A 25,863-nucleotide genomic window follows, 5' to 3' on the forward strand; every position below is an offset into this window, starting at 1 on the left:
TCCGCTTTCGACCGAGAAGATCGAACCGTCAAAAGAGCCAAACATCACCGCTCTTTCAACTCCTTCCAGGCTTCGATAAACTGAAGCAAGCCGCTGCCGAAAACCGCGTAACTCATTGAATCTCAAGGAGTTTTCCGTTTCGACTGCGCCGGAAGTGGGGCGAATTATAGACCTCCTGAATCTGCCGTCAACCGTTAATTTCAGTTTTCTTTCAACAACTTACAGATCGGTTAAAAAACGCACAAATCCATCTATATATAGGCAGGAAACAGCCTTCTTCTATATAGAAGATAGAAGCGATACTCAAAGCACTCCATCAGCCTTGAGTGCTTCTACCGCGCCAGCGCCCAGACCCAGCACCCGCTGCAAAACCTCCAACGTATGCTCGCCCAATAAAGGAGGCGCGCGAAGGTACTCGACCGGCGTCTGCGACAGCCGGATCGGACTCGCCACCTGCGGGACCATCCCCGCCAGTGCATGCGGCAGTTCTATCGCCAACCCCCGCGCCTTCACCTGCGGATCCTCAAACACCTGGGACAGATCATTGATCGGCCCACACGGCACGCCCGCCTGCTCCAACTGCGCCACCCATTCGGCGGTGGTCTTGAATACCGTCGCCTGGCGGATCAGAGGAATCAACACCGCGCGGTTAGCCACCCGCAGCTTGTTAGTCGCGAATCGCGGATCGTCCGCCCACTGCGGCTGGCCCGCCACCTCGGCAAACTTGCGGAACTGGCCGTCATTGCCAACGGTAAGAATGAAATCACCGTCGGCCGTCGGGAAGTCCTGATAAGGCACGATGTTCGGGTGTGCATTACCCAGACGTTTCGGCGCATTGCCGGTAGTCAGGTAGTTCATTGCCTGGTTCGCCAGGCATGCGACCTGTACATCCAGCAAAGCCATATCGATGTGTTGCCCGCCACCGTCGTGATCACGATGAGCCAGCGCCGCCAGAATCGCCACGGTCGAATATAGCCCCGTAAGAATGTCCGTCAGCGCCACTCCCACCTTCACCGGCCCGGCGCCTTCATCACCTTCAGGGCGACCGGTCAGGCTCATCAGCCCGCCCAGCCCCTGGATCATAAAGTCATAACCCGCACGCTTGGCATACGGCCCGGTTTGACCGAAGCCAGTGATCGAGCAATAGATCAGATCCGGATTGATCGCCTTCAGCGACTCGTAGTCCAGCCCATAGGCAGCCAGCCCACCGACCTTGAAATTCTCGATCAGAATGTCCGACTTCGCCGCCAGCTCCCGTACCAGGTTCTGCCCTTCAGGCCGAGTGAAGTCGATCGTCACCGATTGCTTGTTGCGGTTGGCCGACAGGTAATAAGCCGCCTCGCTGGTGTTCTCACCATAAGCGTCCTTAAGGAAGGGCGGCCCCCAGGCGCGCGTGTCGTCGCCATTGCCCGGGCGCTCGACCTTGATCACCTCGGCGCCAAGGTCGGCGAGAATCTGTCCGGCCCACGGCCCGGCCAGCACGCGTGATAAATCCAGTACTCGCAGATGCGACAGCGCGCCCATGGTCGTTCTCCTATTAATAGAACGCCTGCAGACCGGTTTGCGCGCGACCGAGGATCAGCGCGTGAACGTCATGGGTGCCTTCATAGGTATTCACCACTTCCAGGTTGACCAGATGACGGGCCACACCGAACTCGTCAGAGATACCGTTACCACCCAGCATGTCACGGGCCATGCGAGCGATATCCAGCGACTTGCCACAGGAGTTGCGCTTCATGATCGAAGTGATTTCGACCGCCGCAGTGCCCTCATCCTTCATGCGCCCCAGACGCAGACAGCCTTGCAGCGCCAGAGTGATCTCGGTCTGCATGTCGGCCAGCTTCTTCTGGATCAGTTGGGTAGCGGCCAATGGACGCCCGAACTGCTGACGATCGAGGGTGTACTGGCGAGCGGTGTGCCAGCAGAACTCGGCAGCTCCCAAGGCTCCCCAAGAGATGCCGTAGCGTGCGGAGTTCAGGCAGGTGAACGGGCCTTTCAGACCGCGCACATCCGGGAAGATGTTCTCTTCCGGGACAAACACGTTGTCCATGACGATTTCGCCGGTGATCGAGGCGCGCAGGCCGACCTTGCCGTGAATCGCCGGTGCGCTCAGGCCCTTCCAGCCTTTTTCCAGTACGAAGCCACGGATGTCGCCGGCATCGTCTTTGGCCCAGACTACAAATACGTCGGCGATGGGGCTGTTGGTGATCCACATCTTGGCGCCGGTCAGGCTGTAGCCGCCGTCGACTTTGCGCGCACGGGTGATCATCGCACCCGGGTCGGAACCGTGGTTTGGCTCGGTCAGACCGAAGCAGCCGATCCATTCACCGGAGGCCAGTTTCGGCAGGTATTTCTGCTTCTGTGCTTCTGTACCGAATTCGTTGATCGGCACCATCACCAGCGAGGACTGCACACTCATCATCGAACGATAGCCGGAGTCGACGCGTTCTACTTCACGGGCGATCAGACCGTAGCTGACGTAGTTCAAGCCGCTACCGCCGTACTGCTCAGGAATGGTCGCCCCCAACAGGCCGACTTCGCCCATTTCGCGAAAGATCGCCGGATCGGTTTTCTCATGGCGGAAAGCTTCAAGCACGCGGGGCGCCAGGCTCTGCTGAGCGAATTGGGCGGCGGTGTCACGGATCATGCGCTCTTCTTCGGTGAGCTGTTGATCCAGCAGCAGGGGATCGATCCAATTGAAGCTAGCTTTACCGCCCATGAGTGTGTCCTCGCAAATCGGTGAATTAACGTGGCATTGATCCTAGGCCCGCTTTGCCAGCGCGGCAAACGAGGATTTCGCATCCTGTTGTGCTAATTTCTCACTCCGACACGTCGCTGAATGCCTTTTATGCGGCGCATTAGTGAGGTAGACGTACATGCGCAGGAAGATTCCCAGCACCACCGCCCTGATCAGCTTCGAAGCCGCCGCTCGCCACGAAAGCTTTACCAAGGCTGCCGAAGAACTTTCCCTCACTCAGGGCGCCATTTGCCGACAGATCGCCAGCCTTGAGGACTTCCTCAGCGTGGAACTGTTCCGACGCTCGCGACGCGGAGTCAAACTGACGGAAGCGGGCCTTTCCTATAGCCGTCGGGTGGCCACGCAACTGGACGCCGTCGAGCGCGACACACTCTCGGTCATGGGCCAGCAGGGCGCCAACGTGATCGAACTGGCGGTGGTGCCCACCTTCGGCACGCAATGGCTGCTACCACGGCTCAAGGACTTCCAGCTCAAACACCCGGAAGTGACGGTCAACCTGACCAACCGCACCCGCCCGTTCCTGTTTGCCGACACTGATTTCGACGCGGCGATCTACTTTGGCGACGCCGATTGGTCGGGTACTGAATCCCATAGGTTGATGGGAGAAAATCCCATGCCGGTGTGCAGCCCCGCCCTACTCGGCAGCAGGACACATCTGACACCTGACGAGATCGCCGAGCTGCCTCTGCTGCAGCAAACCACACGCCCCTACGCCTGGCGCCAGTGGTTCAACTCACAGCACCTGAACATCCCCCGCGACATGACAGGCCCGCGCTACGAGCTATTCTCCATGCTGGCCCAGGCGGCCATGCACGACATGGGGATCGCGCTGATTCCACCGTTCCTGATTCAGCGCGAACTGGCAGAGAAACGCCTGGTGATCGCCAACCCGAATGCCCTCTCCAGCATTAAGGCGTATTACCTGATGATTCCGGAGCGAAAGGTCGAATCGGCATCACTCAAGGCTTTTCGCGATTGGCTGGTCAACCAGGCACACAGCTACAGCCTAGAAGAATAAAGGCTTACAACGATTACTAACCCGGTAGTCAGGAAAATCAAAGCCCTACAGATATAAGTATTTGTCGCAAAATCGCAGACTGTATCCGAAAGTCGTACAGACGTCCCACAAGCGCCTGCCGACGTGGCTTTGAGCCTTCATCCACGACGCATTACGGCCTATTCACGCCACCGATGAGAAATTTTTTCAAATTCAGCCAGAATCCTTGCAAGGCACGGCCTACAAGGGATTCAACTGGGCATCTGCGACATTCGGTCACGGGATGACTTGTAGTTAATTTTCCGTCACCCGTCATAATCCCTTGAAGGGCATAAAGTTCGCCTGCAAAATGCCGCGCCCCGCCCTGATTTGGCGGGATCGTGCTGATCGGCCGCCCCAGTCGCACCATCCGCAGTGCCTGGGTTTACTCAATAAGATCACGCAGGAGATTTGACGTGCACATTGGTGTTCCTCTCGAAACCCAGACCGGTGAAACACGGGTTGCTGCAACCCCGGAAACCATTAAAAAGCTGATCAGCCAAGGCCATAAGGTCACTGTGCAAACCGGCGCCGGCGTTAAAGCCAGTGTTGTCGACAGTGCCTATGAAGCGGCGGGCGCAACCATTGGCAGTGCCAACGATGCGTTCGGCGCCGAGCTGATTCTCAAAGTGGTCGCTCCCAGCGACGCCGAACTGGCGCTGATCAAGCGCGGTACGGTGCTGGTGGGCATGCTCAACCCCTTCAATAACGACACCATTGCCAAAATGGCCGAGTGCGGGATCACTGCGTTCGCCCTCGAAGCGGCGCCGCGCACCTCTCGGGCGCAGAGTCTCGATGTGCTGTCGTCGCAGGCAAACATTGCCGGCTACAAGGCTGTGTTGCTGGCCGCGCACTACTATCCGCGTTTCATGCCGATGCTGATGACCGCTGCGGGCACCGTGAAAGCGGCGCGCGTACTGATTCTCGGCGCCGGTGTGGCCGGGTTGCAGGCGATTGCCACGGCGAAACGTCTGGGTGCGGTGATCGAAGCGTCTGACGTGCGTCCGGCGGTGAAGGAACAGATCGAATCCCTCGGCGCGAAGTTCGTCGATGTGCCTTACGAGTCTGACGAAGAGCGTGAATGCGCGGTCGGTGTCGGCGGTTACGCTCGTCCGATGCCGGCAAGCTGGATGCAGCGTCAGGCCCAGGCTGTGCACGAACGCGCCAAGCAGGCCGACATCGTCATCACCACCGCACTGATCCCGGGCCGCAAGGCGCCGACACTGTTGAGCGCAGACACCGTGGCGCAGATGAAGCCGGGCTCGGTGGTCATCGACCTCGCGGCAGCTCAGGGCGGCAACTGCCCGCTGACCGTCGCCGATCAGGTCGTGGTCGAGAACGGCGTGACCATCGTCGGCCCGACCAACCTGGCCGGTGAAGTCGCTGCAGACGCCTCGGCGCTGTACGCCCGCAACCTGCTGGACTTCCTCAAGCTGGTGTTCACCAAAGAAGGCCAGTTCGACGTCAACCTCGAAGACGACATCGTCGCCGCGTGCCTGATGTGCCGCGACGGCCAAGTCATCCGCAAAAACGCCTAAGCAGGGATTCAGACGATGGAAGAGCTTATCTCCCCCGGTATCTACAACCTGATCATCTTCGTGCTGGCGATTTATGTCGGTTACCACGTGGTCTGGAACGTTACACCTGCGCTGCACACGCCGTTGATGGCGGTGACCAATGCCATTTCGGCAATCGTGATCGTCGGCGCCATGCTCGCTGCTGCGCTGACCGTCACGCCGCTGGGCAAGACCATGGGCACCCTCGCCGTGGCACTGGCTGCGGTCAACGTGTTTGGTGGCTTCCTGGTCACCCGCCGCATGCTTGAGATGTTCAAGAAGAAAGCCCCGAAAGCAAAAGAAGAGGCGCCGAAGTAATGAGCATGAATCTCGTCACGACGCTCTACCTGATCGCGTCGATCTGCTTTATCCAGGCCCTCAAAGGCCTGTCGCACCCGACCACATCGCGGCGCGGCAACCTGTTCGGCATGCTCGGCATGGCGCTGGCCATCCTCACCACCGTCGGCCTCATCTATAAGCTTGGGGCTGAGCTGGCGACTGCGGGTATCGGTTACGTGATCGTCGGCCTGCTGATCGGCGGCACCGCCGGTTCGATCATGGCCAAGCGCGTTGAAATGACCAAGATGCCGGAACTGGTCGCGTTCATGCACAGCATGATCGGTCTGGCGGCGGTGTTCATCGCCATTGCCGCGGTGGTCGAGCCGCAATCGCTGGGCATCGTCAAGCAACTGGGAGACTCGATCCCGGCGGGCAACCGTCTGGAGCTATTTCTCGGAGCGGCGATCGGTGCAATCACCTTCTCCGGTTCGGTGATCGCCTTCGGCAAGCTGTCGGGCAAGTACAAGTTCCGTCTGTTCCAGGGCGCACCGGTACAGTTTGCCGGTCAGCACAAGCTCAACGCAGTACTCGGTCTGGCGACACTGGTGCTGGGCGTGACCTTCATGCTCACCGGCAACCTCGCAGCGTTCGCGCTGATGCTGGCCCTGGCGTTCGTGATGGGCGTGCTGATCATCATCCCGATCGGCGGCGCCGACATGCCGGTGGTGGTGTCGATGCTCAACAGTTACTCGGGTTGGGCTGCAGCGGGTATCGGCTTCTCGCTGAACAACTCGATGCTGATTATTGCCGGCTCGCTGGTGGGTTCGAGCGGTGCGATTCTCTCGTACATCATGTGCAAGGCGATGAACCGTTCCTTCTTTAATGTATTGCTCGGCGGTTTCGGCAATACGGCTGACGCAGGACCTGCCGGAGCGAAAGAAGCCCGTCCGGTTAAATCCGGTTCGGCCGACGACGCAACCTTCCTGCTGACCAACGCCGACACCGTGATCATCGTCCCGGGTTACGGCCTGGCGGTGGCCCGCGCGCAGCACGCCTTGAAAGAACTGACCGAGAAACTGACCCACCGTGGCGTGACCGTGAAGTACGCGATCCACCCGGTGGCCGGTCGCATGCCCGGGCACATGAACGTCCTGCTCGCCGAGGCCGAAGTGCCTTACGACCAGGTGTTCGAGATGGAAGACATCAACTCCGAGTTCGGCCAGGCCGACGTGGTGCTGGTACTCGGCGCCAACGACGTGGTCAACCCGGCCGCCAAGAACGATCCGAAATCGCCGATTGCCGGCATGCCGATTCTCGAAGCGTTCAAGGCCAAGACCATCATCGTCAACAAGCGCTCGATGGCCAGCGGTTATGCCGGTCTGGACAACGAACTGTTCTACCTGGACAAGACCATGATGGTGTTCGGCGACGCGAAGAAAGTCATCGAAGACATGGTCAAAGCGGTGGAGTAATCCTCCGCAGCTGCACCGGACGCCCCGACTTGTCGGGGCGTTTTTGTTTGCGCACAGCGTCGGACAATTTGCCGCGTTGTTGCAGATCCGGTAACGGTGTTTTACTTCAAACCCGCTAAATAGACGCCTCGTTTGCGACCTTGGTAGCGGGACAGGCGCCCGCGAAATTCACTAGACTGCGCATCCTGCTACTCGCTTCCCGAGAAATAATCCATGTACCGTGACCGTATTCGCCTGCCTTCGTTGTTGGATAAAGTGATGAGCGCCGCCGACGCCGCCGCGCTGATTGAAGACGGCATGACCGTCGGCATGAGCGGCTTCACCCGCGCGGGCGAAGCCAAAGCTGTCCCTCACGCACTGGCCGAGCGAGCCAAGGTCACGCCGCTGAAGATCAGCCTGATGACCGGCGCGAGCCTGGGCAACGACCTCGACAAGCAACTGACCGAGGCCGGCGTGTTGTCGCGGCGCATGCCGTTCCAGGTCGATAGCACCTTGCGCAAGGCAATCAACGCCGGCGAAGTGATGTTCATCGACCAGCACCTGTCGGAAACCGTCGAGCAACTGCGCAACCAGCAACTGAAGCTGCCGGACATCGCGGTGATCGAAGCCGTGGCCATCACCGAGCAAGGCCACATCGTGCCGACCACCTCGGTGGGCAACTCGGCGAGCTTCGCGATTTTCGCCAAGCAGGTGATTGTCGAGATCAACCTGGCGCACAACGCCAACCTCGAAGGCCTGCATGACATCTATATCCCGACCTATCGCCCGACGCGCACGCCGATCCCGCTGGTGAAAGTCGACGATCGCATCGGCAGCACCGCGATCCCGATCCCGCCGGAGAAGATTGTCGCCATCGTCATCACTCAGCAGGCGGATTCGCCGTCCACGGTGTCGACCCCGGATGTCGACACCAATGCCATCGCCGAGCACCTGATCACCTTCTTCAAGCAGGAAGTCAATGCCGGGCGCATGACCAACAAGCTCGGCCCGTTGCAGGCCGGGATCGGCAACATCGCCAACGCGGTGATGTGCGGCCTGATCGATTCGCCGTTCGAAGACCTGACCATGTACTCCGAAGTGCTGCAGGACTCGACCTTCGACCTGATCGACGCCGGCAAGCTGAGCTTTGCGTCGGGCAGCTCGATCACTTTGTCGGAGCGGCGCAACAGCGACGTGTTCGGCAACCTGGAGAAGTACAAGGACAAACTGGTGCTGCGCCCGCAGGAAATCTCCAACCACCCGGAAGTGGTGCGTCGTCTGGGTATCATCGGTATCAACACTGCGCTGGAGTTCGACATCTACGGCAACGTCAACTCCACCCATGTCTGCGGTACGCGGATGATGAACGGCATTGGTGGCTCGGGCGACTTCGCGCGCAACGCACACCTCGCGGTGTTCGTGACCAAGTCGATCGCCAAGGGCGGCGCCATTTCCAGCGTGGTGCCGATGGTCAGCCACGTTGACCACACCGAGCATGACGTCGACATCCTGGTGACCGAAATCGGCCTGGCCGACCTGCGCGGCCTGGCCCCGCGCGAGCGCGCCCGGGTGATCATCGACAACTGTGTACACCCGGACTATCGCCAGGCGCTGAACGACTACTTCACCGCAGCGTGCGCCATCGGCGGCCATACCCCACACATCCTGCGAGAAGCCCTGAGCTGGCACATCAACCTGGAAGAAACCGGACGCATGCTCGCGGTGTAATCACACAGTCAAACCGCTGATGCAAACACAGTTTGTGTCAGCGGATTTTTTAACCCGCCACATCTGGCAAAAACTGTACTGCTGTACCGGTTATTTCCTACAGATTTTGCCTACCTCCTTCCTCGAATTGAGCAAAAACGCACCACATTAGTGCTGACAGGTACAGTTTGCTCAATTTCGACCCGTACACCCCCTATAAACAGTTAACTGGTCACTCACAATACAGTTGAACTGTATCTAGAGAGACTAGGCAAACGAGAGGATCATGGGCACCAGTTAAACCACTACCTGATCCCGCCACAAGCGGAAGGATGTCAACCATGGAACGTACACTCAGTTCCGAACTGTTCTTCGAAGACAAAGCTGCAAAAAACCAGGCTTCCCTGCCTCTGCGCGTTATCGCCAACCTGATGTTGTGGCAGCGACGCATCTCCAGCCGCCACCAACTGGCTCGCCTGGATTCGCGTCTGCTGGCTGACGCCGGTATCAGCGAAGCACAACGCTACGAAGAGCTGAGCAAGCCGTTCTGGCGCTAAGTAGCGTCGCTGGCTCTGGTCGTTAGACCCACCGCCAGCAACCCGAATTGAACACACAAGACCCGTCGCGGGAAACCGCGACGGGTTTTGTCGTTTCAGGGTTCGAAAATGCCCGTACAGCAGAATAATCAAAGTACAGGTACAGTTCTCAATAAACAAAATCTGAACCAGTACAATTTTTCATGAGTGTATCTGCTCGCCAAACTGCATCGGGCGCAGCATGTCCTTAACCCTCCTCGGTTTAAGGAAAACGCCATGAAAGGCTTACAGGATGTTTCGACAGCTTCGACTCTACCCCGCGCTCACTCGCACCTGCTGCGGCGCTTGTTTCGACCCCTGTGGCAAGGACTGGAACGCGCCAGGACGCGGCGCCTGCTGGCTCAACTAGCCCAGCGCGACCTCGCGGATCTGGGCCTCAGCCATGCCGATCGGCTCAGAGAGCTGGAGAAACCCTTCTGGCGCTAGCATTCTGCCCACTGTCCGAACCTCGCGCGCAAGCCTAATATCCACGCCAGAACGTGGCGAATCTTCTGTAACCCGCGTCTGACTCATCAGACACAAGCCACCTCTCAATACGGTTTACTATCAGGAGATCCACCATGTCCCGTCTTCGCCTGCTCAGCGCTGCCGCCTTGCTGGCCGTGGCTGCCAACGCCAGTGCCTCCAGCTTCATCGTGACCACCGATGCCGTAGTTGGCGCGCTGAAGTCCTCCTCGGACGCCACTTCCGACGTCAGCTCTTCGCTGCGTGACAACAAAGTCGTGATCGCCGCCCGTGACGACGCTGCCAGCTTCGTCGCCAGTGAAGGCCAGATCCGTGGCGTGAAACTGGAAAGCGCCCTCGACCTGATCCGCCATCAGGCACCGCAACTGAACGCGACCGACTTCCAACTGGCGCAAGCCATCCTCGCGATCTGATCCGCCGTTGCAGCACGGGGCACGCCAGTCGTGTCCCGATGTTTCGCCGCTGGCTCTGGCCCGGGCATTTGCGCTAGCCTTGAAGCTCGTTAACCGTTACCGAGTCTCATGCGTTTATTCAGACTGCTTTTCCCTTGCGTATTGGTCAGTGCCTTCTGGGCGACCTCGGTCGATGCCTTTGATGTCTCCACACAAAACACCGTGGTCAGCGTTTGGGCGACCGGAATGGTGTCTTCCGCACCGTTCGACCGTAAACTGATCATCGCCGCTCACGATGACGCGGCGGCGTTTGTTGCCAGTGACGGTCAATTGCGCGGCGCGCAGCTCGAATCCGCCCTGCATTACTTGCGCAAATCCCGACCAAAACTTCATGTCAGCGACCTTGAACTGGCACAGGCAATTCTCGTCCAATAGTTATCATGATCCCTCGTTAACATTGCCCTCCGGAGTCGTTCCATGCGTAGCCCGCTGATTGCTGCCGCCCTTGGCCTGTTTTTGTTGGCCGATGTGGCCCAGGCACACACCCTGGTAGCCACCAGTAACATCATCGTTCGTGCCTCCCAGCGCACCATCGATTTCACCTCCGATACCACGACGTCGATTCGCGATTCGAAAATCATCCGCGAAGCCCACGACGATGCGGCCAGCTTCGTTGCCACCAACGGCGATATCCGCGGTGCGCACCTGGAAGCCGCCCTCAACACCTTGCGCACGCGCGTGCCGGAAGCCCGCGACGCCAGTGATCAGGTGCTCGCCGAAGCCATCCTCGCCCTGTGAAGTCACTCGGCGCCTGGCTACTGGCCGGGGCGTTGTTGCTGCTTGGCAACAGCGCCCACGCCAGCCTGCAATTGCGGCTCAAGACCGACGGCCTGAGCCCCGCCCAGCAGCAGGCCAGCCAGGCGCTGCTCGATGAAGCCATGCACAAGTTGCCGCCCAGCTTCGTCGAACAACTGGACCGGCGCATCGATGTCGGCTGGACCGACGACATGCCCGGTAACGCCTACGGCCAGGCGACCCTGGTTGCCGAGCTCGACCTGAACCGCAAACTGCTCGCCGGCCTCACCGACGGCAGCGCGGCCAACGAGAAAACCAATCGCCCCCACGGCACGGTGCGTCAGGAACTGCTGGCAACGGTGCTGCACGAACTCACCCACATTTACGATCGCGCGCGTCTGTGGCCCGCCGCCGAACGCACGCTGATCCAGCGCTGCACTCGCCGCAGCAACAGCGCCGGCCTGGTCGGCATTCCCGACGAGTGCCGAGGCCAGACCGAGCGCCGCTTTACCCTCAGCGATGATCCACGTCTCCTAGATCTCGCCGGCTGGCAACAGTACGTCGGGCGCCGCGGCGAGCGTGAACAGCACAACCGTCAGGTGGCCCGCAGTCCGGACCTGTATGAGATCTCCAGTCCGAAAGAGTTTGTCGCGGTCAACATGGAGTATTTCCTCCTCGACCCGAGCTACGCGTGTCGCCGTCCGGCGCTCTATCGCTACTACAAGGAGCGCTTCGGCTGGGCACCACCGGCCAAGGACACCTGCAGCAATACCTTCGCCTTTCTCAACGCCGGCAACGACTTCGCCAAACAGCCCTTGGGCCAGGTCGACCCGGAGCGGGTGTATGCCGTCGATTATCTGCTGGCTGAAGCCAACCAGAACTGGGTCAGCCGCTGGGGCCACAGCATGCTGCGCCTGGTGATCTGCGCGCCGGGTCGACCACGGGGCCCGGATTGCCGGCTCGACCTCGACCAGCATCTGGTGCTGTCCTACCGCGCCTTTGTCGGTGACGTGCAGCTGTCGAGCTGGGACGGTCTGGTTGGCAAGTACCCGTCGCGGCTGTTCGTGCTGCCGCTGGCCCAGGTGATCGACGAATACACCAAGACTGAACTGCGCAGCCTCGCCTCGGTGCCATTGAATCTGTCACGCGACGAGATCGAAGGCGTGGTCGAACACGCTGCCGAAATGCACTGGAGTTATGACGGCAACTACTTCTTCCTGTCGAACAACTGCGCGGTGGAAGGCCTGAAATTGCTGCGCAGCGGCAGCAACAACAAGCAACTCGTCGGCCTCGACAGCATCATGCCCAACGGCTTGCTCGAAGTGCTCAAAGGCCGGGGGCTGGCCGACACCAGCGTGCTCGACAATCCCAAGGAAGCCCTGCGCCTGGGCTATCGCTTCGATTCGTTCCGCGATCGCTATCAGGCGATGTTCGATGTGTTGAAAAAGCAGCTGCCGATCAAGCAAACCAGCGTCGAAGATTGGCTATCGCTGTCTGCCGAGGAACGTCGCCAGTGGTTCGAACGTGCAGACCTGCGCACCAGCGCTGCATTGCTCCTGCTGGAACAGGCGAGCTATCGCCGTCAGTTGCTGCTGGCCCAGGACGAGGTCAAGCAGCGTTACCTCGGCGCTCGGGAGCTGGAAAACGGCGGCATGGACAAGGCCAACGCCACCCTGCAGGAAATTCTCGCCAACAGCGGCTTCCTCAGTCGTCCGGCGGAACTGCTCGACAGCCGCGGCTACGGGCTGCCGCAACCAAGCGAGTTCAAGCGCCTGCAGGACGAAAGCGCCCAACGCCAGAAACAACTGCTGGCGCTGAGCGGCGATCTGGACAAGGAAGTGCGCAAGTTGCTGGAACCCAAGCGAGCGGCCGAAATTGCCGCCAGCGAAGCCAACGTGAAGCAGATCGGCGAGCATCTGCGCAGACTGCACAAGGCGTCTGGCGGACTGGAGTTGCCTTAAAAGCAAAAGATCGCAGCCTGCGGCAGTTCCTACAGAGATAAATGTAGGAGCTGCCGCAGGCTGCGATCTTTTTATTGCCTGTAAATCAGTACAAAACACCGTCCAGAATTTCGTAAACGATCCCGGTACCCACTGCGATCAGCACGATATCGCCCCCGGCGCGGCGCCACTCATAACCCGGATAAACCGGCAGACGACTCAGCGCCCGACCGTCCAGCCGCTCGCCGTAGTAACCATGCGGTAACGGCCGGCCGCGTTCCAAATGGATTCCCGGTGGCGGCGGTGCGCCGCGCACGAAGTAGCCGTGATTGTCGCGAATGGTCTGCCGTACCGGGCCGAAGTCGCGTGGCGGGCCGCCTCGGTGGTCGTTCTGCGGGCCACGGTGATCGTCACCACGGTTATCGTAGTGGCCCTGCTGCGGGCCGCCGTGGTCATGATCATCGCGTGGATCGGCGCTGACCAGCAGCGGCGTCGCGCTGAGCATCAGCACGCCCAGTCCGGCAATCAGACGTTTCGGCATTTTCATCAAGTCTTCCTCACTGCACCAACAGCAAAAAGGGATTCAGAACGTGGTTCTGAATCCCTCGGTCTTGCTCATTTAGGTTGTGTTGTGAGGCGCTAATTCCTCTGTATCAGGAACTTTACCTTCAGTTGACGCGGGCCTGACGCACGCCTTCGGACAGCGCCTTGCACAGACCCAGCACACCGTCGACAGCCTGATCCGGCGTGGTCGCATTGGCGATGTGATCGATCAGTGCCGAACCCACCACCACCCCGTCCGCCAACCGAGCGATGGACGCCGCCTGCTCCGGAGTACGGATACCAAAACCGATGCTGATCGGCAGATCAGTGTGGCGACGCAAACGGGTGACCGCCTCTTCGACGTGTTCCAGAGTCGCCGCACCGGCACCGGTCACGCCGGCCACCGACACGTAGTAAACGAAGCCCGAGCTGCCATTGAGCACTTTCGGTAGACGCGCATCATCAGTGGTCGGGGTGGTCAGGCGGATGAAGTCCAGACCCGCAGCCTGTGCCGGGTCGCACAGTTCATTGTTGTGCTCTGGCGGCATGTCGACCACGATCAGACCGTCGACGCCCGCTTCCTTGGCATCAGCGATAAAACGCCCAACGCCATACATGTGAATCGGGTTGAAGTAGCCCATCAGCACCAGCGGCGTGTCGCTGTTGCCTTCGCGGAACTCGCGAACCATTTGCAGGGTTTTCGCCAGATTCTGCTTGGCGCCCAAGGCACGGATGTTCGCCAGTTGAATCGCCGGGCCGTCGGCCATCGGGTCGGTGAACGGCATGCCCAGCTCGATCACATCGGCGCCAGCGCCGGGCAAACCTTTGAGGATCGCCAGCGAGGTGTCGTAGTCCGGATCACCGGCGGTGACGAAGGTCACCAGCGCGGCGCGATTCTGTTGCTTGAGGTCGGCAAAACGGGTTTGCAGGCGGCTCATCAGTGTTTCTCCTGCTTCGACTGTTCCATGTGATGCATGACGGTCTGCATATCTTTGTCGCCACGGCCGGAGAGGTTGACCACCATCAGGTGATCCTTCGGCAGTTTCGGTGCGCGTTTGAACACTTCAGCCAACGCATGGGCGCTTTCCAGCGCCGGGATGATGCCTTCGAGGCGGCAGCACTGGTGGAACGCGGCGAGGGCTTCGTCGTCGGTGACCGAGGTGTATTGAACGCGGCCGATGTCATGCAACCAGGCGTGCTCAGGGCCGATGCCCGGATAGTCGAGGCCGGCGGAAATCGAGTGGGCGTCGATGATTTGGCCATCGTCGTCCTGCAGCAGGAAGGTACGGTTGCCGTGCAGCACACCCGGTACGCCGCCATTGAGGCTCGCCGCGTGCTTGCCGGTTTCGATGCCGTAACCGGCCGCTTCGACGCCGATGATCTCGACGCTCTGGTCGTCAAGGAACGGGTGGAACAGGCCCATGGCGTTGGAACCGCCACCGATGCACGCCACCAGACTGTCCGGCAGACGACCTTCCTGAGCTTGCAACTGCTCGCGGGTCTCCTTGCCGATCACCGCCTGGAAGTCGCGCACCATGGCTGGGTACGGGTGCGGGCCGGCCACGGTGCCGATCAGGTAGAAAGTGCTGTCGACGTTGGTCACCCAGTCACGCAGCGCTTCGTTCATCGCGTCTTTCAGAGTGCCGGTGCCGGCCACCACCGGGATCACTTCGGCGCCCAGCAGCTTCATGCGGAACACGTTGGCCTGCTGACGTTCGATGTCCGTGGTGCCCATGTAGATCACGCAGTCCAGACCGAAACGCGCGGCCACGGTAGCGGTCGCCACACCGTGCATACCGGCGCCGGTCTCGGCGATGATGCGTTTCTTGCCCATGCGCCGCGCCAGCAGGATCTGGCCGATGCAGTTGTTGATCTTGTGCGCGCCGGTGTGGTTCAGCTCTTCGCGCTTGAGGTAGATCTTCGCGCCACCGCAGAACTCGGTCAGACGCTCGGCGAAGTACAGCGGGCTAGGACGTCCGACGTAGTCACGCTGGAAGTAGGCCAGCTCTTCCTTGAAAGCCGGATCTTCTTTGGCCGCCTCGTATTCGCGGGCCAGATCGAGGATCAACGGCATCAGGGTTTCCGCCACGTAGCGGCCGCCGAACGCGCCGAACAGGCCGTTATCGTCAGGGCCGCTGCGCAGGTTGGAGGTGTTCGAAGTCTGGGTCATGATGTGCTCCAGGTGAATTCGGGTAAGAAGACAATGGCGTCCACTCTACCCCTGACCTTCCAGGCTGAAAACCGATAAGATCGCCGCAACCTGTCAGGAAAACTCACAGATACCATGAGCCACGACCTTCCCCCGCTGAACGCCTTGCGCGCGTTCGAAGCCACCGCCCGGCTTAACAGCGTCAGTCAGGCGGCCGAACAGCTGCACGTCACTCATGGTGCAGTCAGCCGTCAGCTCAAAGTGCTCGAAGAGCATCTGGGCGTGAGCCTGTTCGTCAAGGATGGTCGCGGCTTGAAACTCACAGATGCCGGTGTTCGTTTGCGAGATGCCAGCGGTGAGGCCTTTGATCGGTTGCGCAGTGTGTGTGCCGAGCTGACGCAAAACACCGCTGATGCGCCGTTCGTGCTCGGCTGCTCCGGCAGTCTGTTGGCGCGCTGGTTCATCCCACGCCTGGGGCGGCTCAACGCCGATCTGCCGGACTTGCGTCTGCACTTGTCAGCCGGTGAAGGTGATCTTGACCCGCGGCGCCCTGGACTCGATGCCTTGCTGTTGTTCGCCGAGCCGCCATGGCCGGCAGACATGCAGGTTTACGAACTGGCCGCAGAACGCATCGGCCCGGTGATGAGCCCGCTGTTCAGTGGCTACCAACGCCTGCAAGCGGCGCCGGCGTCAGCCTTGCTCAGCGAGCCGCTGCTGCACACCACATCGCGCCCGCAAGCCTGGCCGAGTTGGGCACAGCAAAATCACCTCGACGCCAAGGCGTTGAAGTTGGGGCAAGGTTTTGAGCATTTGTATTATCTGCTGGAAGCCGCAGTGGCCGGACTCGGCGTGGCAATCGCGCCAGAGCCGCTGGTGGCCGAAGACTTGAAGGCCGGTCGCCTGGTTGCGCCGTGGGGCTTTTGCGAAACCCCGGCGCAACTGGCGTTGTGGCTACCCAAGCGCGCCGCAGACGGACGCGCCCGGCAACTGGCGCAATGGCTCAAGAATGAGCTGCGCCAGACGGATCACTCGCCGCGCTTGAACAGCAAATAAGCAGCCAGCAGACCGATTGCACCGACCGCCACACCGGCGGTGGTCCAAGGGTGTTCCTGAGCGTAATCGCGGGTGGCGATGCCGGTCTCGCGGGTTTTCACTTTGACTTCTTCGTAGGCATCGCTGAGCAGGCTGCGCGAATGTTTCAGCGCGCTTTCAGCGTTGCTCTTGAGCGCCTTGAGGGTCTTGCGCGACTCGTCGGACGCGTCGTCCTTCAGGCTTTCCAACGATTTGAGCAGACTCTCGATCTCGGCTTCCATGCTTTGCAACGAGGCTTTACGTAAAGAGGTGTTGGCCATGGTGGCTCTCCTGCATTGGTGATGAGTGGCGTGTGTTGGTTGGGACTTCAGCGGTTTGAGAAAGTGCAGAAAATCTGAACTTCGCTTGCATTGAGCCGCCGAAATCAACAGTGCAGATTCACTGCTAGTCTCAAATCCACACATCCAGGAGATCGCCATGAGTGACCATCACACGTACAAGAAAGTCGAGCTGGTCGGCTCGTCCACCAGCAGCATCGAAGACGCCATCAACAACGCGTTGGCCGAAGCCAACAAGAGCATCAAACATCTGGAATGGTTTGAAGTGGTCGAGACCCGAGGCCACATCAAGGACGGCAAGGCTGCGCATTTCCAGGTCACACTCAAAGTCGGCTTCCGGATTGCCAGCAGCTGAGTTTGGGCTACGCTTCTGAACTTGCGCGCTGGCCGAGTGCCATAGGAATGGCAAAGCGCTACAAGGTGAGTGCATCGGGAGACCTGATGCCCACCTCTTTTAATCCGACCAGGGAGTGCGACCGATGAAGAAGTTCATATTGGCAGTAGGTTTGTTGAGCCTTGCGGGTGGCGCGTTTGCTGCTGGCAAGCCTTGTGAAGAGCTGAAAGGCGAGATTGCAGCGAAGCTGGATGCCAAGGGCGTTGCAGGGTATTCGCTGGAGGTTGTCGACAAGGGAGCCAATGGCGGAAAAGTTGTGGGCACCTGTGAAGGCGGCACCAAGGAAATCGTCTACAAACGCGGGTGATCGCGATTGAAATGCAAAAGCCGACGCGAAGGCGTCGGCTTTTTTGTGGGCCACTGGTTCCCAATGTGGGAGCGGGCTTGCTCGCGAAAGCGTTATGTCAGCCGACCTCCAGGGTGTCTGACACTCCGTCTTCGCGAGCAAGCCCGCTCCCACAGAAGCCGTATTCCAGAGTCAGCCCTTCATGACTTGGGCCAGCAACTCATAGGAATGCAGGCGATCGGCATGCTCATACAGATCGCAGGTGAAAATCAGCTCATCGGCCTGGGTCTGCTCGACCAGCACCTCCAGCTTCGCACGGATCTTCTGCGGGCTGCCGACCATCGCCAGACCGAGGAAATCTCCCACCGCCTCGCGCTCATGGGGCAGCCACAGGCCGTCCATGGTTTTCACCGGCGGACGCTGCACCAGACTCTGCCCACGCATCAGCGCGAGAATTCGCTGGTACACCGAGGTCGCCAGGTAGTCGGCCTGCTCATCGGTATCGGCCGCCACCAACGGCACCCCGAGCATCACGTACGGTTTATCGAGCACTGCCGACGGCTTAAAGTGGTTGCGGTAGACGCGAATCGCCTCGTGCATGAAGCGCGGGGCGAAGTGCGAGGCGAAGGCGTAGGGCAAACCACGCTCACCGGCCAGCTGCGCGCTGAACAGGCTGGAACCGAGCAACCAGATCGGCACGTTGGTGCCGGTGCCGGGCATGGCGATCACCCGTTGATCCGGGGTGCGCGGGCCGAGGAAGCGCGCCAGCTCGGCGACGTCTTCCGGGAAATCATCGGCACTGCCGGAGCGCTCACGACGCAGGGCGCGGGCGGTCATCTGGTCGGAGCCGGGCGCGCGGCCCAGACCCAGATCGATGCGTCCCGGGTACAGGCTTTCGAGAGTGCCGAACTGTTCGGCAATCACCAGCGGCGCGTGGTTGGGCAGCATCACCCCGCCGGAGCCGACGCGAATCGTCGAGGTACCGCCGGCCAGGTATCCCAGCAACACCGAGGTGGCAGAACTGGCGATGCCGTCCATGTTGTGGTGTTCGGCCACCCAGAAGCGGGTATAGCCGAGTTTCTCGACATGCTGTGCCAGATCAAGCGAGTTGCGCAGCGATTGCGTCGGGCTGCCGTTCTCGCGCACGGGCACCAGATCAAGGGTGGAAAACTTTACGTCGGACAGTTGCTTCATAAACCTGCGTCTCCGAATGAGGAGGCAGGTTTTTCTTGCGAACGAAAACCTGCCCAATCCATAAGCGTGTTTTATGCAATGAGGGCATATACCCGAGTTTCAATAGCCGCGATGAAATTTCCTACTAAAAAAGTCAACGATTCAGCCGGGCTGAACTTTGTCCCGACGTCTATCCTCAGAAGCCTTGCAAGTAAAAACCACGACGGCGCGGCGTTCCGCGCCAGATCTTGAGGAGGCAGACATGGCTATCGTGAAGAAAGCATCCGCACATTGGGCAGGCGATCTGAAAACCGGCATCGGCTCGATCTCTACCGAGACTGGCGTCCTCAGAGAAGCCCCCTACGGCTTCAAGGCACGCTTCGAGGGCGGCAAGGGCACCAACCCGGAAGAACTGATCGGCGCGGCGCATGCCGGCTGTTTTTCCATGGCGTTCTCGATGATTCTCGGTGATGCGGGCCTGAAGGCCGAGAGCATCGACACCCAGGCTGAAGTCACCTTGGATCAGGTCGAGGGTGGCTTTGCCATCACCGCGATCAAGTTGATCCTCAAGGCGAAAATCCCGGGCGCTACTCAGGCGCACTTTGAAGAGCTGAGCAACAAGGCCAAGGAAGGGTGCCCGGTGTCCAAGGTACTGAATGCGAAGATTACCCTTGAGGCTTCGCTGGTTAGCTGAATCGGCGCTGACTGACCCACTCGCGAGCAGGCTCGCTCCCACATTGGAATGCACTTCAAATGTGGGAGTGAGCCTGCTCGCGAATGTAATCCACAAATCAGCGCAGTTATTGAAGATGTGAGCGAAGTCAGAACCCGCCCTGCAAAAATATGGTCGAATAAGTGACAGCAGCTTCAGCGCACGCCCGTGCGCGCTGCATCAGGGAGCTTCATCTATGAAACGTATTGGCTTGGCGATTCTTTGCAGTGCACTGGCCACAACGGTTCTCGCCGCACCGAAAGACTGCGAAGAATTGAAGAAAGAGATCGAAGTAAAGATCCAGGCGAATGCAGTGCCGTCTTACACACTGGAAACTGTCAGCAAGGAAGAGGCCGACAAGCACGACGTGGCGATGGTTGTCGGCACCTGCGAAAACGGCACCAAAGCGATCGTCTACCAGAAGAACGACATCTGACAGTCCGCTCAAGGCACGCAGTTGATCTGGCGCTCTTCGGCAACTATCTGCCCTTGGCGATTGATCAACCGAGCACTCGGCGTGAACGCCAGCGACCGGGCTTCAAGTCGGTAACGTTGCCCGGCTTCGAAATGATCGTAGCGCACGGTCATGTAACACAGGCGTTCCTGCGGGTCGGTGTCCAAGCCCTGGCTGCCACCGAAGATCTCGAAATCGAAGCGCACCGTCAGCTCATGACTGCCCGGCGCGACCTGGAAAAAGCGCCCGTCCCGCAGGCGCACGTTGTCCAGCCGTTCAGCCATCAGCACCTTACCGCCGGGTGTCGGCATCGAAAAGTCGACCCAGGCCTTGCCGGGATCGGCTGCCGGCATCGGGCTCTGGCAGCCAGCAAGCAGACTTGCAGCGAGCAACAACGTCAACCTGTGCATGATCAATGTCCCGTGATTTGGACATCCAGCATAATCCCGATCAGGTTTTCTGGCAGCCTGCGGGTGTGCCCTGCCCTACGACTTTGCGCTGTTCATCATAAAGCCTGGCCCACGGCCGAAAACCGATGCTGCCGGCTTGCAACTGATAGCGCTGACCGGCGTTGAAGTCCTTGAATTTCACCTTCAACTGACAATCGCGCCACAGCGGTTCGGCGTCGGGGCCGATGTTGGTGGCTTCGACCGGAAACTGATAACGCACCTTCAACTCATGGCTGCCGGGCTGCACTTCGAAATAACGTTTGTCGACAGTTGCCTTGTCATCGACTTTCAGCGCTTGCAACGCCGTGTCCTGTTGCCGGGCATCGAGATCAATCCAGGCTTGCGAGGGGTCAGGATCGGGCATTCCGAATCCGGCACAACCGGCCAGCGTCAGCAGGCCTCCTGTCAGCAACAACATGCGCATAGCGAAGCTCCAAATGGCGGGATAGTCTTGCGGGCAGACTTTCCAAAGGATTTTTATTTTGAGCAGGCCGCTTCCAAGCCATGGGTTACTTGATCGCGTTTTTCGGATTTTGTTTCCGGGGGTGATGTTTTTGTTGCTCAACGGTTGTTCCAGCGTCAGCTATTACAGCCAGTTGGCCAGCGGTCAGTTGCAGTTGTTGCGCGCGCGTGAGCCGGTGGCCAAGGTGATTGCCGACCCAAGCCGCGATGCAACCCTGCGCACGCACCTGACCCAGTCGCAAAAGGCCCGGGACTTCGCCAGCGAACAGCTGCACCTGCCGGACAACCAGAGCTATCGGCTGTACGCCGACATCGGCCGGCCGTATGTGGTGTGGAACGTGTTCGCCACCCCGGAGTTTTCCCTGACCCCGCAGAACCATTGCTTCCCGATCGCCGGTTGCGTGGCCTATCGCGGCTACTACAGCCAGAGCGCTGCCCGGGGCGAAGCGGCAATTCAGCGCCTGCAAGGCATGGACGTGGCGATTGGCGGCGTCGAGGCCTATTCAACCCTCGGCTGGTTCAATGACCCGATCCTCAATTCGATGATGGGCTGGGGCGATGAGCGTCTGGCCACGCTGATCTTTCATGAACTGGCGCATCAGCGCTTCTATGTGAAAGACGACACCGAGTTCAATGAGTCGTTTGCCACGTTTGTCGAGCAGGAAGGCACCCGCCAGTGGCGGGCGTTTCGTGGCCTGCCGCCGGACACCGATGCCAGGCTCAGGCAGCGCGATCAGTTCATCGAACTGGTGCTGGAAACGCGCTCGCGCCTGGAAAAACTCTACGCTCAGCCGCTGCCGGCCGAGCAGATGCGCGAGCGTAAAGCAGCGCAATTCGAGCGATTTCGGCGCGATTACCGGGTGACGCGCGACAGCCAGTGGGCCGGGGACAAGCGCTATGACGCGTGGGTGAATATGCCGCTGAACAATGCGCGGTTGTTGCCGTTTGGCCTGTATGACCAGTGGGTGCCGGCGTTTGCGGCACTGTTCAGGCAGGTTGGGGGGGATTGGGTGCGGTTTTATGTTGAGGTTGAGAAGCTGGGCGGGCTACCTGTCGCGGAGCGTAAGGCGGCACTAAGAGCGCTGGCAGAATCCTGATTTCGCATTGGCTGAACTGGCCTCTTCGCGAGCAGGCTCGCTCCCACATTGAAGCGGGGTGCAACAAAAATCCCCCGTGGGAGCGAGCCTGCTCGCGAAAGCAATTTCATCAGCGCCGCAAAAACGCCTGATGCAACTCAGCCAAAGTCTCAAAGTGATAAGCCGGCGCTTCGGCACTCAACTCTTCAAAACTGCCAAACCCATAACCCACCGCCGCCGCGTCCACGCCGTTGCTGCGCGCGCCGATCAGATCATGCTTGCGGTCGCCGATCATCAGCGTATTGGCCGGATCCAGCCCTTCTTCGGCGATCAGGTGCGCAATCAGCTCGACCTTGTTGGTCCGCGTGCCATCCAGCTCACTGCCGTAGATCACCTTGAAGTGTTTGGCGAAGTCGAAGTGCCGGGCGATTTCCCGGGCGAATTCCCAAGGTTTGGAGGTCGCGATGTACAGCTGCCGCCCCTGGCCGCTCAGGGTTTCCAGCAACGGCGTGACGCCGTCGAACACACGGTTCTCGTACAGGCCGGTGACCTTGAAGCGCTCACGATAGAAATTCACCGCCTCCCAGGCCTTGGCCTCGTCGAAGCCATAAAACTGCATGAACGCCTGCAACAGCGGCGGGCCGATGAAGTGTTCGAGTTTGCTCAGGTCCGGCTCGTCGATGCCGAGTTTGCTCAAAGCGAACTGGATGGAACGGGTGATGCCCTCACGCGGGTCGGTCAGGGTGCCATCGAGGTCGAACAGTACGGTCTGGTAGTGCATGAGAAATCCTGAGCAGGTGTAGGTCGATTCAGAGCTGGTCGTAGCCTTCGGCCAGATGCAGGTCCTTGAGCTTCACGTAGTTCGCCGCGCTGTAGGTGAAGAAGGCTTGTTCCTTGTCGGTCAGCGGGCGGATCTGCTTTACCGGGCTGCCCACGTAGAGGAAACCGCTTTCCAGGCGCTTGCCCGGCGGCACCAGGCTGCCGGCGCCGATGATCACATCGTCCTCGACCACCGCGCCGTCCATGACGATGCTGCCCATACCGATCAGCACACGGCTGCCAACGCTGCAGCCATGCAGCATGACCTTGTGGGCGATGGTCACGTCATCGCCGATCAGCAGCGGGAAACCATCCGGGTTGAACGGGCCGGCGTGGGTGATGTGCAGCACGCAGCCGTCCTGCACGCTGGTGCGCGCGCCGATACGGATGCGGTGCATGTCGCCACGGATCACGGTCAGCGGCCACACGGAGCTGTCTTCGCCGATTTCGACGTCGCCGATCACCACCGCGGAGGCGTCGACAAACGCGCCCTTGCCGAGTTGCGGGGTGTGATTCTGGTACTTGCGAACGGGCACGATAAGTTCTCTCTCTGTCGCCGATAGCTGCGGTGAGTGTCGATTGTAATTAAGATGGGCGCATGTTTCTTCCAGCCAAGGTGCCAACCGTGAGCGTGAACAACCCTCTTCTGCAGTCCTACGACCTGCCGCCGTTCTCCACGATCCGTGCCGAACACGTGCTGCCAGCCATCGAAACGATCCTGGCCGACAACCGCGCCGCCATCGCCGAAATTCTCAAGACCCAAGGCCAGAACCCGACCTGGGCCGGCCTGGTACTGGCGATGGACGAACTCAACGATCGCCTCGGCGCTGCCTGGAGCCCGGTCAGCCACCTCAATGCCGTGTGCAACAGCGCCGAACTGCGCGAAGCCTACGAGTCGTGCCTGCCGGCCCTGAGCGCCTACTCCACCGAGATGGGCCAGAACCGCGAGCTGTTCCAGGCCTATGAAGCGCTGGCCAACAGCCCGGAAGCCGCCGGTTTCGACGTTGCGCAAAAAACCATTCTGGAACACGCCCTGCGCGATTTCCGTCTGTCGGGTATCGACCTGCCGGAAGCCGAACAGAAGCGCTACGCCGAAGTGCAGAGCAAACTGTCCGAGCTGGGCAGCCGCTTCTCCAACCAACTGCTCGACGCCACACAAGCCTGGACCAAGCACGTCACTGAGGAGGCTGCCCTCGCCGGCCTGACTGATTCGGCCAAGGCGCAAATGGCCGCCGCCGCCCAGGCCAAAGGCCTCGATGGCTGGCTGATCACCCTGGAGTTCCCGAGCTACTACGCGGTGATGACCTACGCCCAGGACCGCAAGCTGCGCGAAGAGGTCTACGCCGCCTACTGCACCCGTGCGTCGGACCAAGGCCCGAACGCCGGGCAGAACGACAACGGCCCGGTCATGGAAGAGATCCTCGACCTGCGTCAGGAACTGGCAAAACTCTTGGGCTTCGCCAGTTTCTCCGAGCTGAGCCTGGCCACGAAAATGGCCGAGTCCAGCGATCAGGTGCTGAGCTTCCTGCGCGACCTGGCCAAACGCAGCAAGCCGTTCGCTGCGCAGGATTTACAGCAGCTGCGCGCCTACGCCGCCGAACAGGGCTGCGCCGATCTGCAAAGCTGGGACAGCGGTTTCTACGGGGAAAAACTCCGCGAGCAGCGCTACAGCGTCGCTCAGGAAACCCTGCGTGCGTACTTCCCGATCGATAAAGTTCTCAGCGGTCTGTTCGCTATCGTCCAGCGTCTGTACGGCATCGAAATCGCCGAGCTGAAAGGCTTCGACACCTGGCACCCGGACGTGCGCCTGTTCGAAATCAAGGAAAACGGCCAGCACGTCGGGCGCTTCTTCTTCGACCTCTACGCCCGCGCCAACAAGCGTGGCGGTGCGTGGATGGACGGCGCCCGCGACCGTCGTCGCACAATCGATGGCGTGTTGCAAAGCCCGGTCGCCAACCTGGTGTGCAACTTCACCCCGGCCGACAGCGGCAAGCCTGCGCTGCTGACCCACGATGAAGTGACCACCCTGTTCCACGAATTCGGTCACGGCCTGCATCACCTGCTGACCCGCGTTGATCACGCCGGTGTTTCCGGGATCAACGGCGTGGCGTGGGATGCGGTCGAGCTGCCAAGCCAGTTCATGGAAAACTGGTGCTGGGAGCCGGAAGGCCTGGCGCTGATCTCCGGTCACTACGAAACCGGCGAGCCGCTGCCACAGGACCTGCTGGAGAAAATGCTCGCGGCGAAGAACTTCCAGTCCGGGCTGATGATGGTGCGGCAACTGGAATTCTCGCTATTCGACTTCGAGCTGCACGCCACCCACGGTGATGGCCGCAGCGTGGCGCAAGTGCTGGAAGGCGTGCGCGACGAGGTGTCGGTGATGCGTCCACCGGCGTACAACCGCTTCCCCAACAGCTTCGCGCACATATTCGCCGGCGGTTACGCCGCGGGTTACTACAGCTACAAGTGGGCGGAAGTGCTGTCAGCCGATGCCTTCTCCAGGTTCGAAGAAGACGGCGTGCTCAACGCCGAAACCGGTCGCGCCTTCCGCGAAGCGATTCTGGCGCGCGGTGGCTCACAGGCACCGATGGTGCTGTTCGTCGACTTCCGTGGCCGTGAGCCATCGATTGACGCACTCTTGCGCCATAGCGGCCTGAGTGAGGACGCAGCAGCATGAGTGAGGCACCTGTGATTACCAAAAAGCGCTTTATCGCCGGGGCTGTCTGCCCGGCGTGCAGCGAGCCGGACAAACTGATGATGTGGAACGAGGACAGCGTGCCGCACCGTGAGTGTGTGGCCTGCGGTTACTCGGATACATTGAACGAGCAAGGGCTGTCGGTTCCGAAGGAACTGGGCACGCGGGTCAATACCACCGCGCTCAAGCCGGCGCCGGACAAGAGCGTCCAGGCCGTGCAATTCTTCCCGAATCCGAAGCTGAAGAAAAAGTCCGAAGACTGAGCCGGCGCATGACCCTCCACGGTGCAATGCCGTGGAGGATGCG

30 protein-coding genes are annotated in these 25,863 nt (G+C 60.3%); 19 read left to right on the forward strand and 11 right to left on the reverse strand.

The window, feature by feature from the left end:
- Window positions 1-303: 303 nt before the first annotated feature.
- Both AC3WMV_RS11105 and AC3WMV_RS11110 read right to left on the reverse strand, forming a co-directional pair.
- The gene (locus AC3WMV_RS11105; protein WP_098966520.1) at window positions 304-1,524 is read right to left on the reverse strand and encodes a CaiB/BaiF CoA transferase family protein; all 1,221 of its coding nucleotides are present in this window, start codon (window positions 1,522-1,524) and stop codon (window positions 304-306) included.
- A 13-nt stretch (window positions 1,525-1,537) separates the two neighbouring features.
- Window positions 1,538-2,719, reverse strand: coding sequence for an acyl-CoA dehydrogenase (locus tag AC3WMV_RS11110; RefSeq protein ID WP_003220420.1), 1,182 nt, complete (start codon window positions 2,717-2,719; stop codon window positions 1,538-1,540).
- A 157-nt stretch (window positions 2,720-2,876) separates the two neighbouring features.
- Between AC3WMV_RS11110 and AC3WMV_RS11115 the strand changes: the two genes are divergently transcribed.
- The 11 genes from AC3WMV_RS11115 to AC3WMV_RS11165 all read left to right on the forward strand — a co-directional run bounded on the left by AC3WMV_RS11115 (window position 2,877) and on the right by AC3WMV_RS11165 (window position 12,996).
- A complete protein-coding gene (locus AC3WMV_RS11115) occupies window positions 2,877-3,776 on the forward strand; it encodes a LysR family transcriptional regulator (RefSeq protein ID WP_103368014.1) in 900 nt (299 codons plus the stop codon).
- A 434-nt stretch (window positions 3,777-4,210) separates the two neighbouring features.
- A complete protein-coding gene (locus AC3WMV_RS11120; RefSeq protein WP_103368013.1) occupies window positions 4,211-5,332 on the forward strand; it encodes a Re/Si-specific NAD(P)(+) transhydrogenase subunit alpha in 1,122 nt (373 codons plus the stop codon).
- 15 nt (window positions 5,333-5,347) lie between these two features.
- On the forward strand, window positions 5,348-5,668 hold the full coding sequence (locus tag AC3WMV_RS11125) for an NAD(P) transhydrogenase subunit alpha part 2 (RefSeq protein ID WP_003220416.1): 321 nt from the start codon (window positions 5,348-5,350) through the stop codon (window positions 5,666-5,668).
- Complete coding sequence (locus AC3WMV_RS11130) at window positions 5,668-7,101, forward strand: NAD(P)(+) transhydrogenase (Re/Si-specific) subunit beta (protein WP_095139707.1); 1,434 nt, start codon at window positions 5,668-5,670, stop codon at window positions 7,099-7,101. The genes AC3WMV_RS11125 and AC3WMV_RS11130 overlap by 1 nt, the downstream gene beginning before the upstream one ends.
- 213 nt (window positions 7,102-7,314) lie before the next feature.
- A complete protein-coding gene (scpC, locus tag AC3WMV_RS11135; RefSeq protein ID WP_027610193.1) occupies window positions 7,315-8,808 on the forward strand; it encodes a succinyl-CoA:acetate CoA-transferase ScpC in 1,494 nt (497 codons plus the stop codon).
- A 320-nt stretch (window positions 8,809-9,128) separates the two neighbouring features.
- Window positions 9,129-9,344 (forward strand): DUF1127 domain-containing protein, encoded by a 216-nt coding sequence (locus AC3WMV_RS11140; RefSeq protein WP_007962833.1) that lies wholly within the window; start codon window positions 9,129-9,131, stop codon window positions 9,342-9,344.
- Between the two features lie 255 nt (window positions 9,345-9,599).
- A complete protein-coding gene (locus tag AC3WMV_RS11145; protein WP_103368012.1) occupies window positions 9,600-9,809 on the forward strand; it encodes a DUF1127 domain-containing protein in 210 nt (69 codons plus the stop codon).
- A gap of 134 nt (window positions 9,810-9,943) precedes the next feature.
- Window positions 9,944-10,261, forward strand: a complete 318-nt coding sequence (locus AC3WMV_RS11150; protein WP_007962831.1) for a DUF2388 domain-containing protein — start codon at window positions 9,944-9,946, stop codon at window positions 10,259-10,261.
- Between the two features lie 108 nt (window positions 10,262-10,369).
- Entirely contained in the window at window positions 10,370-10,675 is a 306-nt protein-coding gene (locus AC3WMV_RS11155; protein ID WP_027610195.1) for a DUF2388 domain-containing protein, read from the forward strand.
- Window positions 10,676-10,717: 42 nt separating this feature from the next.
- A complete protein-coding gene (locus tag AC3WMV_RS11160; protein ID WP_007911662.1) occupies window positions 10,718-11,038 on the forward strand; it encodes a DUF2388 domain-containing protein in 321 nt (106 codons plus the stop codon).
- Window positions 11,035-12,996, forward strand: coding sequence for a DUF7844 domain-containing protein (locus AC3WMV_RS11165; protein ID WP_103368011.1), 1,962 nt, complete (start codon window positions 11,035-11,037; stop codon window positions 12,994-12,996). Before AC3WMV_RS11160 ends, AC3WMV_RS11165 begins: the two co-directional genes overlap by 4 nt.
- An 85-nt stretch (window positions 12,997-13,081) precedes the next feature.
- On the opposite strand, the gene AC3WMV_RS11170 is transcribed toward AC3WMV_RS11165, so the two are convergent.
- From AC3WMV_RS11170 to trpB, 3 genes are all read right to left on the reverse strand, one after another.
- Window positions 13,082-13,522, reverse strand: coding sequence for an anti-virulence regulator CigR family protein (locus tag AC3WMV_RS11170; protein WP_103368010.1), 441 nt, complete (start codon window positions 13,520-13,522; stop codon window positions 13,082-13,084).
- 121 nt (window positions 13,523-13,643) lie between these two features.
- Window positions 13,644-14,456 carry a tryptophan synthase subunit alpha gene (gene trpA / locus AC3WMV_RS11175; protein ID WP_103368009.1) on the reverse strand — a complete coding sequence of 271 codons (813 nt, stop codon included), beginning with the start codon at window positions 14,454-14,456 and terminating at the stop codon, window positions 13,644-13,646.
- The gene (gene trpB, locus AC3WMV_RS11180) at window positions 14,456-15,688 is read right to left on the reverse strand and encodes a tryptophan synthase subunit beta (protein WP_041074734.1); all 1,233 of its coding nucleotides are present in this window, start codon (window positions 15,686-15,688) and stop codon (window positions 14,456-14,458) included. Before trpB ends, trpA begins: the two co-directional genes overlap by 1 nt.
- Before the next feature lie 114 nt (window positions 15,689-15,802).
- On the opposite strand from trpB, the gene AC3WMV_RS11185 reads away from it, so the two are divergent.
- Entirely contained in the window at window positions 15,803-16,720 is a 918-nt protein-coding gene (locus AC3WMV_RS11185; protein WP_096797305.1) for a LysR family transcriptional regulator, read from the forward strand.
- Here the strand turns inward: AC3WMV_RS11185 and AC3WMV_RS11190 are convergent.
- Window positions 16,693-17,019, reverse strand: coding sequence for an ElaB/YgaM/YqjD family protein (locus AC3WMV_RS11190; protein ID WP_003220391.1), 327 nt, complete (start codon window positions 17,017-17,019; stop codon window positions 16,693-16,695). The genes AC3WMV_RS11185 and AC3WMV_RS11190 overlap by 28 nt on opposite strands.
- Before the next feature lie 157 nt (window positions 17,020-17,176).
- On the opposite strand from AC3WMV_RS11190, the gene AC3WMV_RS11195 reads away from it, so the two are divergent.
- Together AC3WMV_RS11195 and AC3WMV_RS11200 are read left to right on the forward strand one after the other, a co-directional pair.
- Window positions 17,177-17,392 (forward strand): dodecin, encoded by a 216-nt coding sequence (locus AC3WMV_RS11195; protein WP_027610201.1) that lies wholly within the window; start codon window positions 17,177-17,179, stop codon window positions 17,390-17,392.
- 124 nt (window positions 17,393-17,516) lie between these two features.
- The gene (locus AC3WMV_RS11200; RefSeq protein ID WP_027610202.1) at window positions 17,517-17,738 is read left to right on the forward strand and encodes a DUF1161 domain-containing protein; all 222 of its coding nucleotides are present in this window, start codon (window positions 17,517-17,519) and stop codon (window positions 17,736-17,738) included.
- A gap of 171 nt (window positions 17,739-17,909) precedes the next feature.
- Here the strand turns inward: AC3WMV_RS11200 and AC3WMV_RS11205 are convergent, their stop codons facing one another.
- Window positions 17,910-18,911 carry an LLM class flavin-dependent oxidoreductase gene (locus tag AC3WMV_RS11205; protein ID WP_103368008.1) on the reverse strand — a complete coding sequence of 334 codons (1,002 nt, stop codon included), beginning with the start codon at window positions 18,909-18,911 and terminating at the stop codon, window positions 17,910-17,912.
- Window positions 18,912-19,152: 241 nt separating this feature from the next.
- Here AC3WMV_RS11205 and AC3WMV_RS11210 point away from each other — a divergent pair, with 241 nt between their 5' ends.
- Together AC3WMV_RS11210 and AC3WMV_RS11215 are read left to right on the forward strand one after the other, a co-directional pair.
- Complete coding sequence (locus AC3WMV_RS11210; RefSeq protein ID WP_103368007.1) at window positions 19,153-19,584, forward strand: OsmC family protein; 432 nt, start codon at window positions 19,153-19,155, stop codon at window positions 19,582-19,584.
- 214 nt (window positions 19,585-19,798) lie between these two features.
- The gene (locus AC3WMV_RS11215) at window positions 19,799-20,038 is read left to right on the forward strand and encodes a DUF1161 domain-containing protein (RefSeq protein WP_103368006.1); all 240 of its coding nucleotides are present in this window, start codon (window positions 19,799-19,801) and stop codon (window positions 20,036-20,038) included.
- Between the two features lie 8 nt (window positions 20,039-20,046).
- Here the strand turns inward: AC3WMV_RS11215 and AC3WMV_RS11220 are convergent, their stop codons facing one another.
- Together AC3WMV_RS11220 and AC3WMV_RS11225 are read right to left on the reverse strand one after the other, a co-directional pair.
- Window positions 20,047-20,466 carry a PA0061/PA0062 family lipoprotein gene (locus tag AC3WMV_RS11220; protein WP_027610206.1) on the reverse strand — a complete coding sequence of 140 codons (420 nt, stop codon included), beginning with the start codon at window positions 20,464-20,466 and terminating at the stop codon, window positions 20,047-20,049.
- Window positions 20,467-20,506: 40 nt separating this feature from the next.
- Window positions 20,507-20,929, reverse strand: coding sequence for a PA0061/PA0062 family lipoprotein (locus AC3WMV_RS11225; protein ID WP_027610207.1), 423 nt, complete (start codon window positions 20,927-20,929; stop codon window positions 20,507-20,509).
- Between the two features lie 58 nt (window positions 20,930-20,987).
- Between AC3WMV_RS11225 and AC3WMV_RS11230 the strand changes: the two genes are divergently transcribed.
- Window positions 20,988-22,064 (forward strand): aminopeptidase, encoded by a 1,077-nt coding sequence (locus AC3WMV_RS11230; RefSeq protein WP_103368005.1) that lies wholly within the window; start codon window positions 20,988-20,990, stop codon window positions 22,062-22,064.
- Window positions 22,065-22,173: 109 nt separating this feature from the next.
- Here the strand turns inward: AC3WMV_RS11230 and AC3WMV_RS11235 are convergent, their stop codons facing one another.
- Both AC3WMV_RS11235 and AC3WMV_RS11240 read right to left on the reverse strand, forming a co-directional pair.
- Window positions 22,174-22,824: an HAD family hydrolase gene (locus AC3WMV_RS11235; protein ID WP_041074751.1), complete on the reverse strand. Its 651-nt coding sequence runs from the start codon at window positions 22,822-22,824 to the stop codon at window positions 22,174-22,176.
- A 28-nt stretch (window positions 22,825-22,852) separates the two neighbouring features.
- Window positions 22,853-23,398 (reverse strand): gamma carbonic anhydrase family protein, encoded by a 546-nt coding sequence (locus tag AC3WMV_RS11240; protein WP_003220373.1) that lies wholly within the window; start codon window positions 23,396-23,398, stop codon window positions 22,853-22,855.
- A 62-nt stretch (window positions 23,399-23,460) separates the two neighbouring features.
- On the opposite strand from AC3WMV_RS11240, the gene prlC reads away from it, so the two are divergent.
- Complete coding sequence (gene prlC, locus AC3WMV_RS11245; protein ID WP_178085237.1) at window positions 23,461-25,539, forward strand: oligopeptidase A; 2,079 nt, start codon at window positions 23,461-23,463, stop codon at window positions 25,537-25,539.
- On the forward strand, window positions 25,536-25,820 hold the full coding sequence (locus AC3WMV_RS11250; RefSeq protein WP_103368004.1) for a YheV family putative zinc ribbon protein: 285 nt from the start codon (window positions 25,536-25,538) through the stop codon (window positions 25,818-25,820). Before prlC ends, AC3WMV_RS11250 begins: the two co-directional genes overlap by 4 nt.
- Window positions 25,821-25,863: the final 43 nt, after the last annotated feature.

Source organism: Pseudomonas sp. FW305-3-2-15-E-TSA4 (assembly GCF_058787295.1).

Bases quoted from the DNA above. Each gene is read 5' to 3' on its own strand.
- AC3WMV_RS11160 (WP_007911662.1), top strand. From the start codon at position 10,718: ATGCGTAGCCCGCTGATTGCTGCCGCCCTTGGCCTGTTTTTGTTGGCC.
- AC3WMV_RS11115 (WP_103368014.1), top strand. From the start codon at position 2,877: ATGCGCAGGAAGATTCCCAGCACCACCGCCCTGATCAGCTTCGAAGCC.
- AC3WMV_RS11110 (WP_003220420.1), bottom strand. From the start codon at position 2,719: ATGGGCGGTAAAGCTAGCTTCAATTGGATCGATCCCCTGCTGCTGGAT.
- AC3WMV_RS11145 (WP_103368012.1), top strand. From the start codon at position 9,600: ATGAAAGGCTTACAGGATGTTTCGACAGCTTCGACTCTACCCCGCGCT.
- AC3WMV_RS11250 (WP_103368004.1), top strand. From the start codon at position 25,536: ATGAGTGAGGCACCTGTGATTACCAAAAAGCGCTTTATCGCCGGGGCT.
- AC3WMV_RS11220 (WP_027610206.1), bottom strand. From the start codon at position 20,466: ATGCACAGGTTGACGTTGTTGCTCGCTGCAAGTCTGCTTGCTGGCTGC.
- trpB (WP_041074734.1), bottom strand. From the start codon at position 15,688: ATGACCCAGACTTCGAACACCTCCAACCTGCGCAGCGGCCCTGACGAT.
- AC3WMV_RS11225 (WP_027610207.1), bottom strand. From the start codon at position 20,929: ATGCGCATGTTGTTGCTGACAGGAGGCCTGCTGACGCTGGCCGGTTGT.
- AC3WMV_RS11150 (WP_007962831.1), top strand. From the start codon at position 9,944: ATGTCCCGTCTTCGCCTGCTCAGCGCTGCCGCCTTGCTGGCCGTGGCT.
- AC3WMV_RS11130 (WP_095139707.1), top strand. From the start codon at position 5,668: ATGAGCATGAATCTCGTCACGACGCTCTACCTGATCGCGTCGATCTGC.
- AC3WMV_RS11235 (WP_041074751.1), bottom strand. From the start codon at position 22,824: ATGCACTACCAGACCGTACTGTTCGACCTCGATGGCACCCTGACCGAC.
- AC3WMV_RS11215 (WP_103368006.1), top strand. From the start codon at position 19,799: ATGAAACGTATTGGCTTGGCGATTCTTTGCAGTGCACTGGCCACAACG.
- AC3WMV_RS11210 (WP_103368007.1), top strand. From the start codon at position 19,153: ATGGCTATCGTGAAGAAAGCATCCGCACATTGGGCAGGCGATCTGAAA.
- prlC (WP_178085237.1), top strand. From the start codon at position 23,461: ATGTTTCTTCCAGCCAAGGTGCCAACCGTGAGCGTGAACAACCCTCTT.
- AC3WMV_RS11105 (WP_098966520.1), bottom strand. From the start codon at position 1,524: ATGGGCGCGCTGTCGCATCTGCGAGTACTGGATTTATCACGCGTGCTG.
- AC3WMV_RS11170 (WP_103368010.1), bottom strand. From the start codon at position 13,522: ATGAAAATGCCGAAACGTCTGATTGCCGGACTGGGCGTGCTGATGCTC.
- AC3WMV_RS11205 (WP_103368008.1), bottom strand. From the start codon at position 18,911: ATGAAGCAACTGTCCGACGTAAAGTTTTCCACCCTTGATCTGGTGCCC.
- scpC (WP_027610193.1), top strand. From the start codon at position 7,315: ATGTACCGTGACCGTATTCGCCTGCCTTCGTTGTTGGATAAAGTGATG.
- AC3WMV_RS11190 (WP_003220391.1), bottom strand. From the start codon at position 17,019: ATGGCCAACACCTCTTTACGTAAAGCCTCGTTGCAAAGCATGGAAGCC.
- AC3WMV_RS11125 (WP_003220416.1), top strand. From the start codon at position 5,348: ATGGAAGAGCTTATCTCCCCCGGTATCTACAACCTGATCATCTTCGTG.
- trpA (WP_103368009.1), bottom strand. From the start codon at position 14,456: ATGAGCCGCCTGCAAACCCGTTTTGCCGACCTCAAGCAACAGAATCGC.
- AC3WMV_RS11155 (WP_027610195.1), top strand. From the start codon at position 10,370: ATGCGTTTATTCAGACTGCTTTTCCCTTGCGTATTGGTCAGTGCCTTC.
- AC3WMV_RS11140 (WP_007962833.1), top strand. From the start codon at position 9,129: ATGGAACGTACACTCAGTTCCGAACTGTTCTTCGAAGACAAAGCTGCA.
- AC3WMV_RS11200 (WP_027610202.1), top strand. From the start codon at position 17,517: ATGAAGAAGTTCATATTGGCAGTAGGTTTGTTGAGCCTTGCGGGTGGC.
- AC3WMV_RS11195 (WP_027610201.1), top strand. From the start codon at position 17,177: ATGAGTGACCATCACACGTACAAGAAAGTCGAGCTGGTCGGCTCGTCC.
- AC3WMV_RS11185 (WP_096797305.1), top strand. From the start codon at position 15,803: ATGAGCCACGACCTTCCCCCGCTGAACGCCTTGCGCGCGTTCGAAGCC.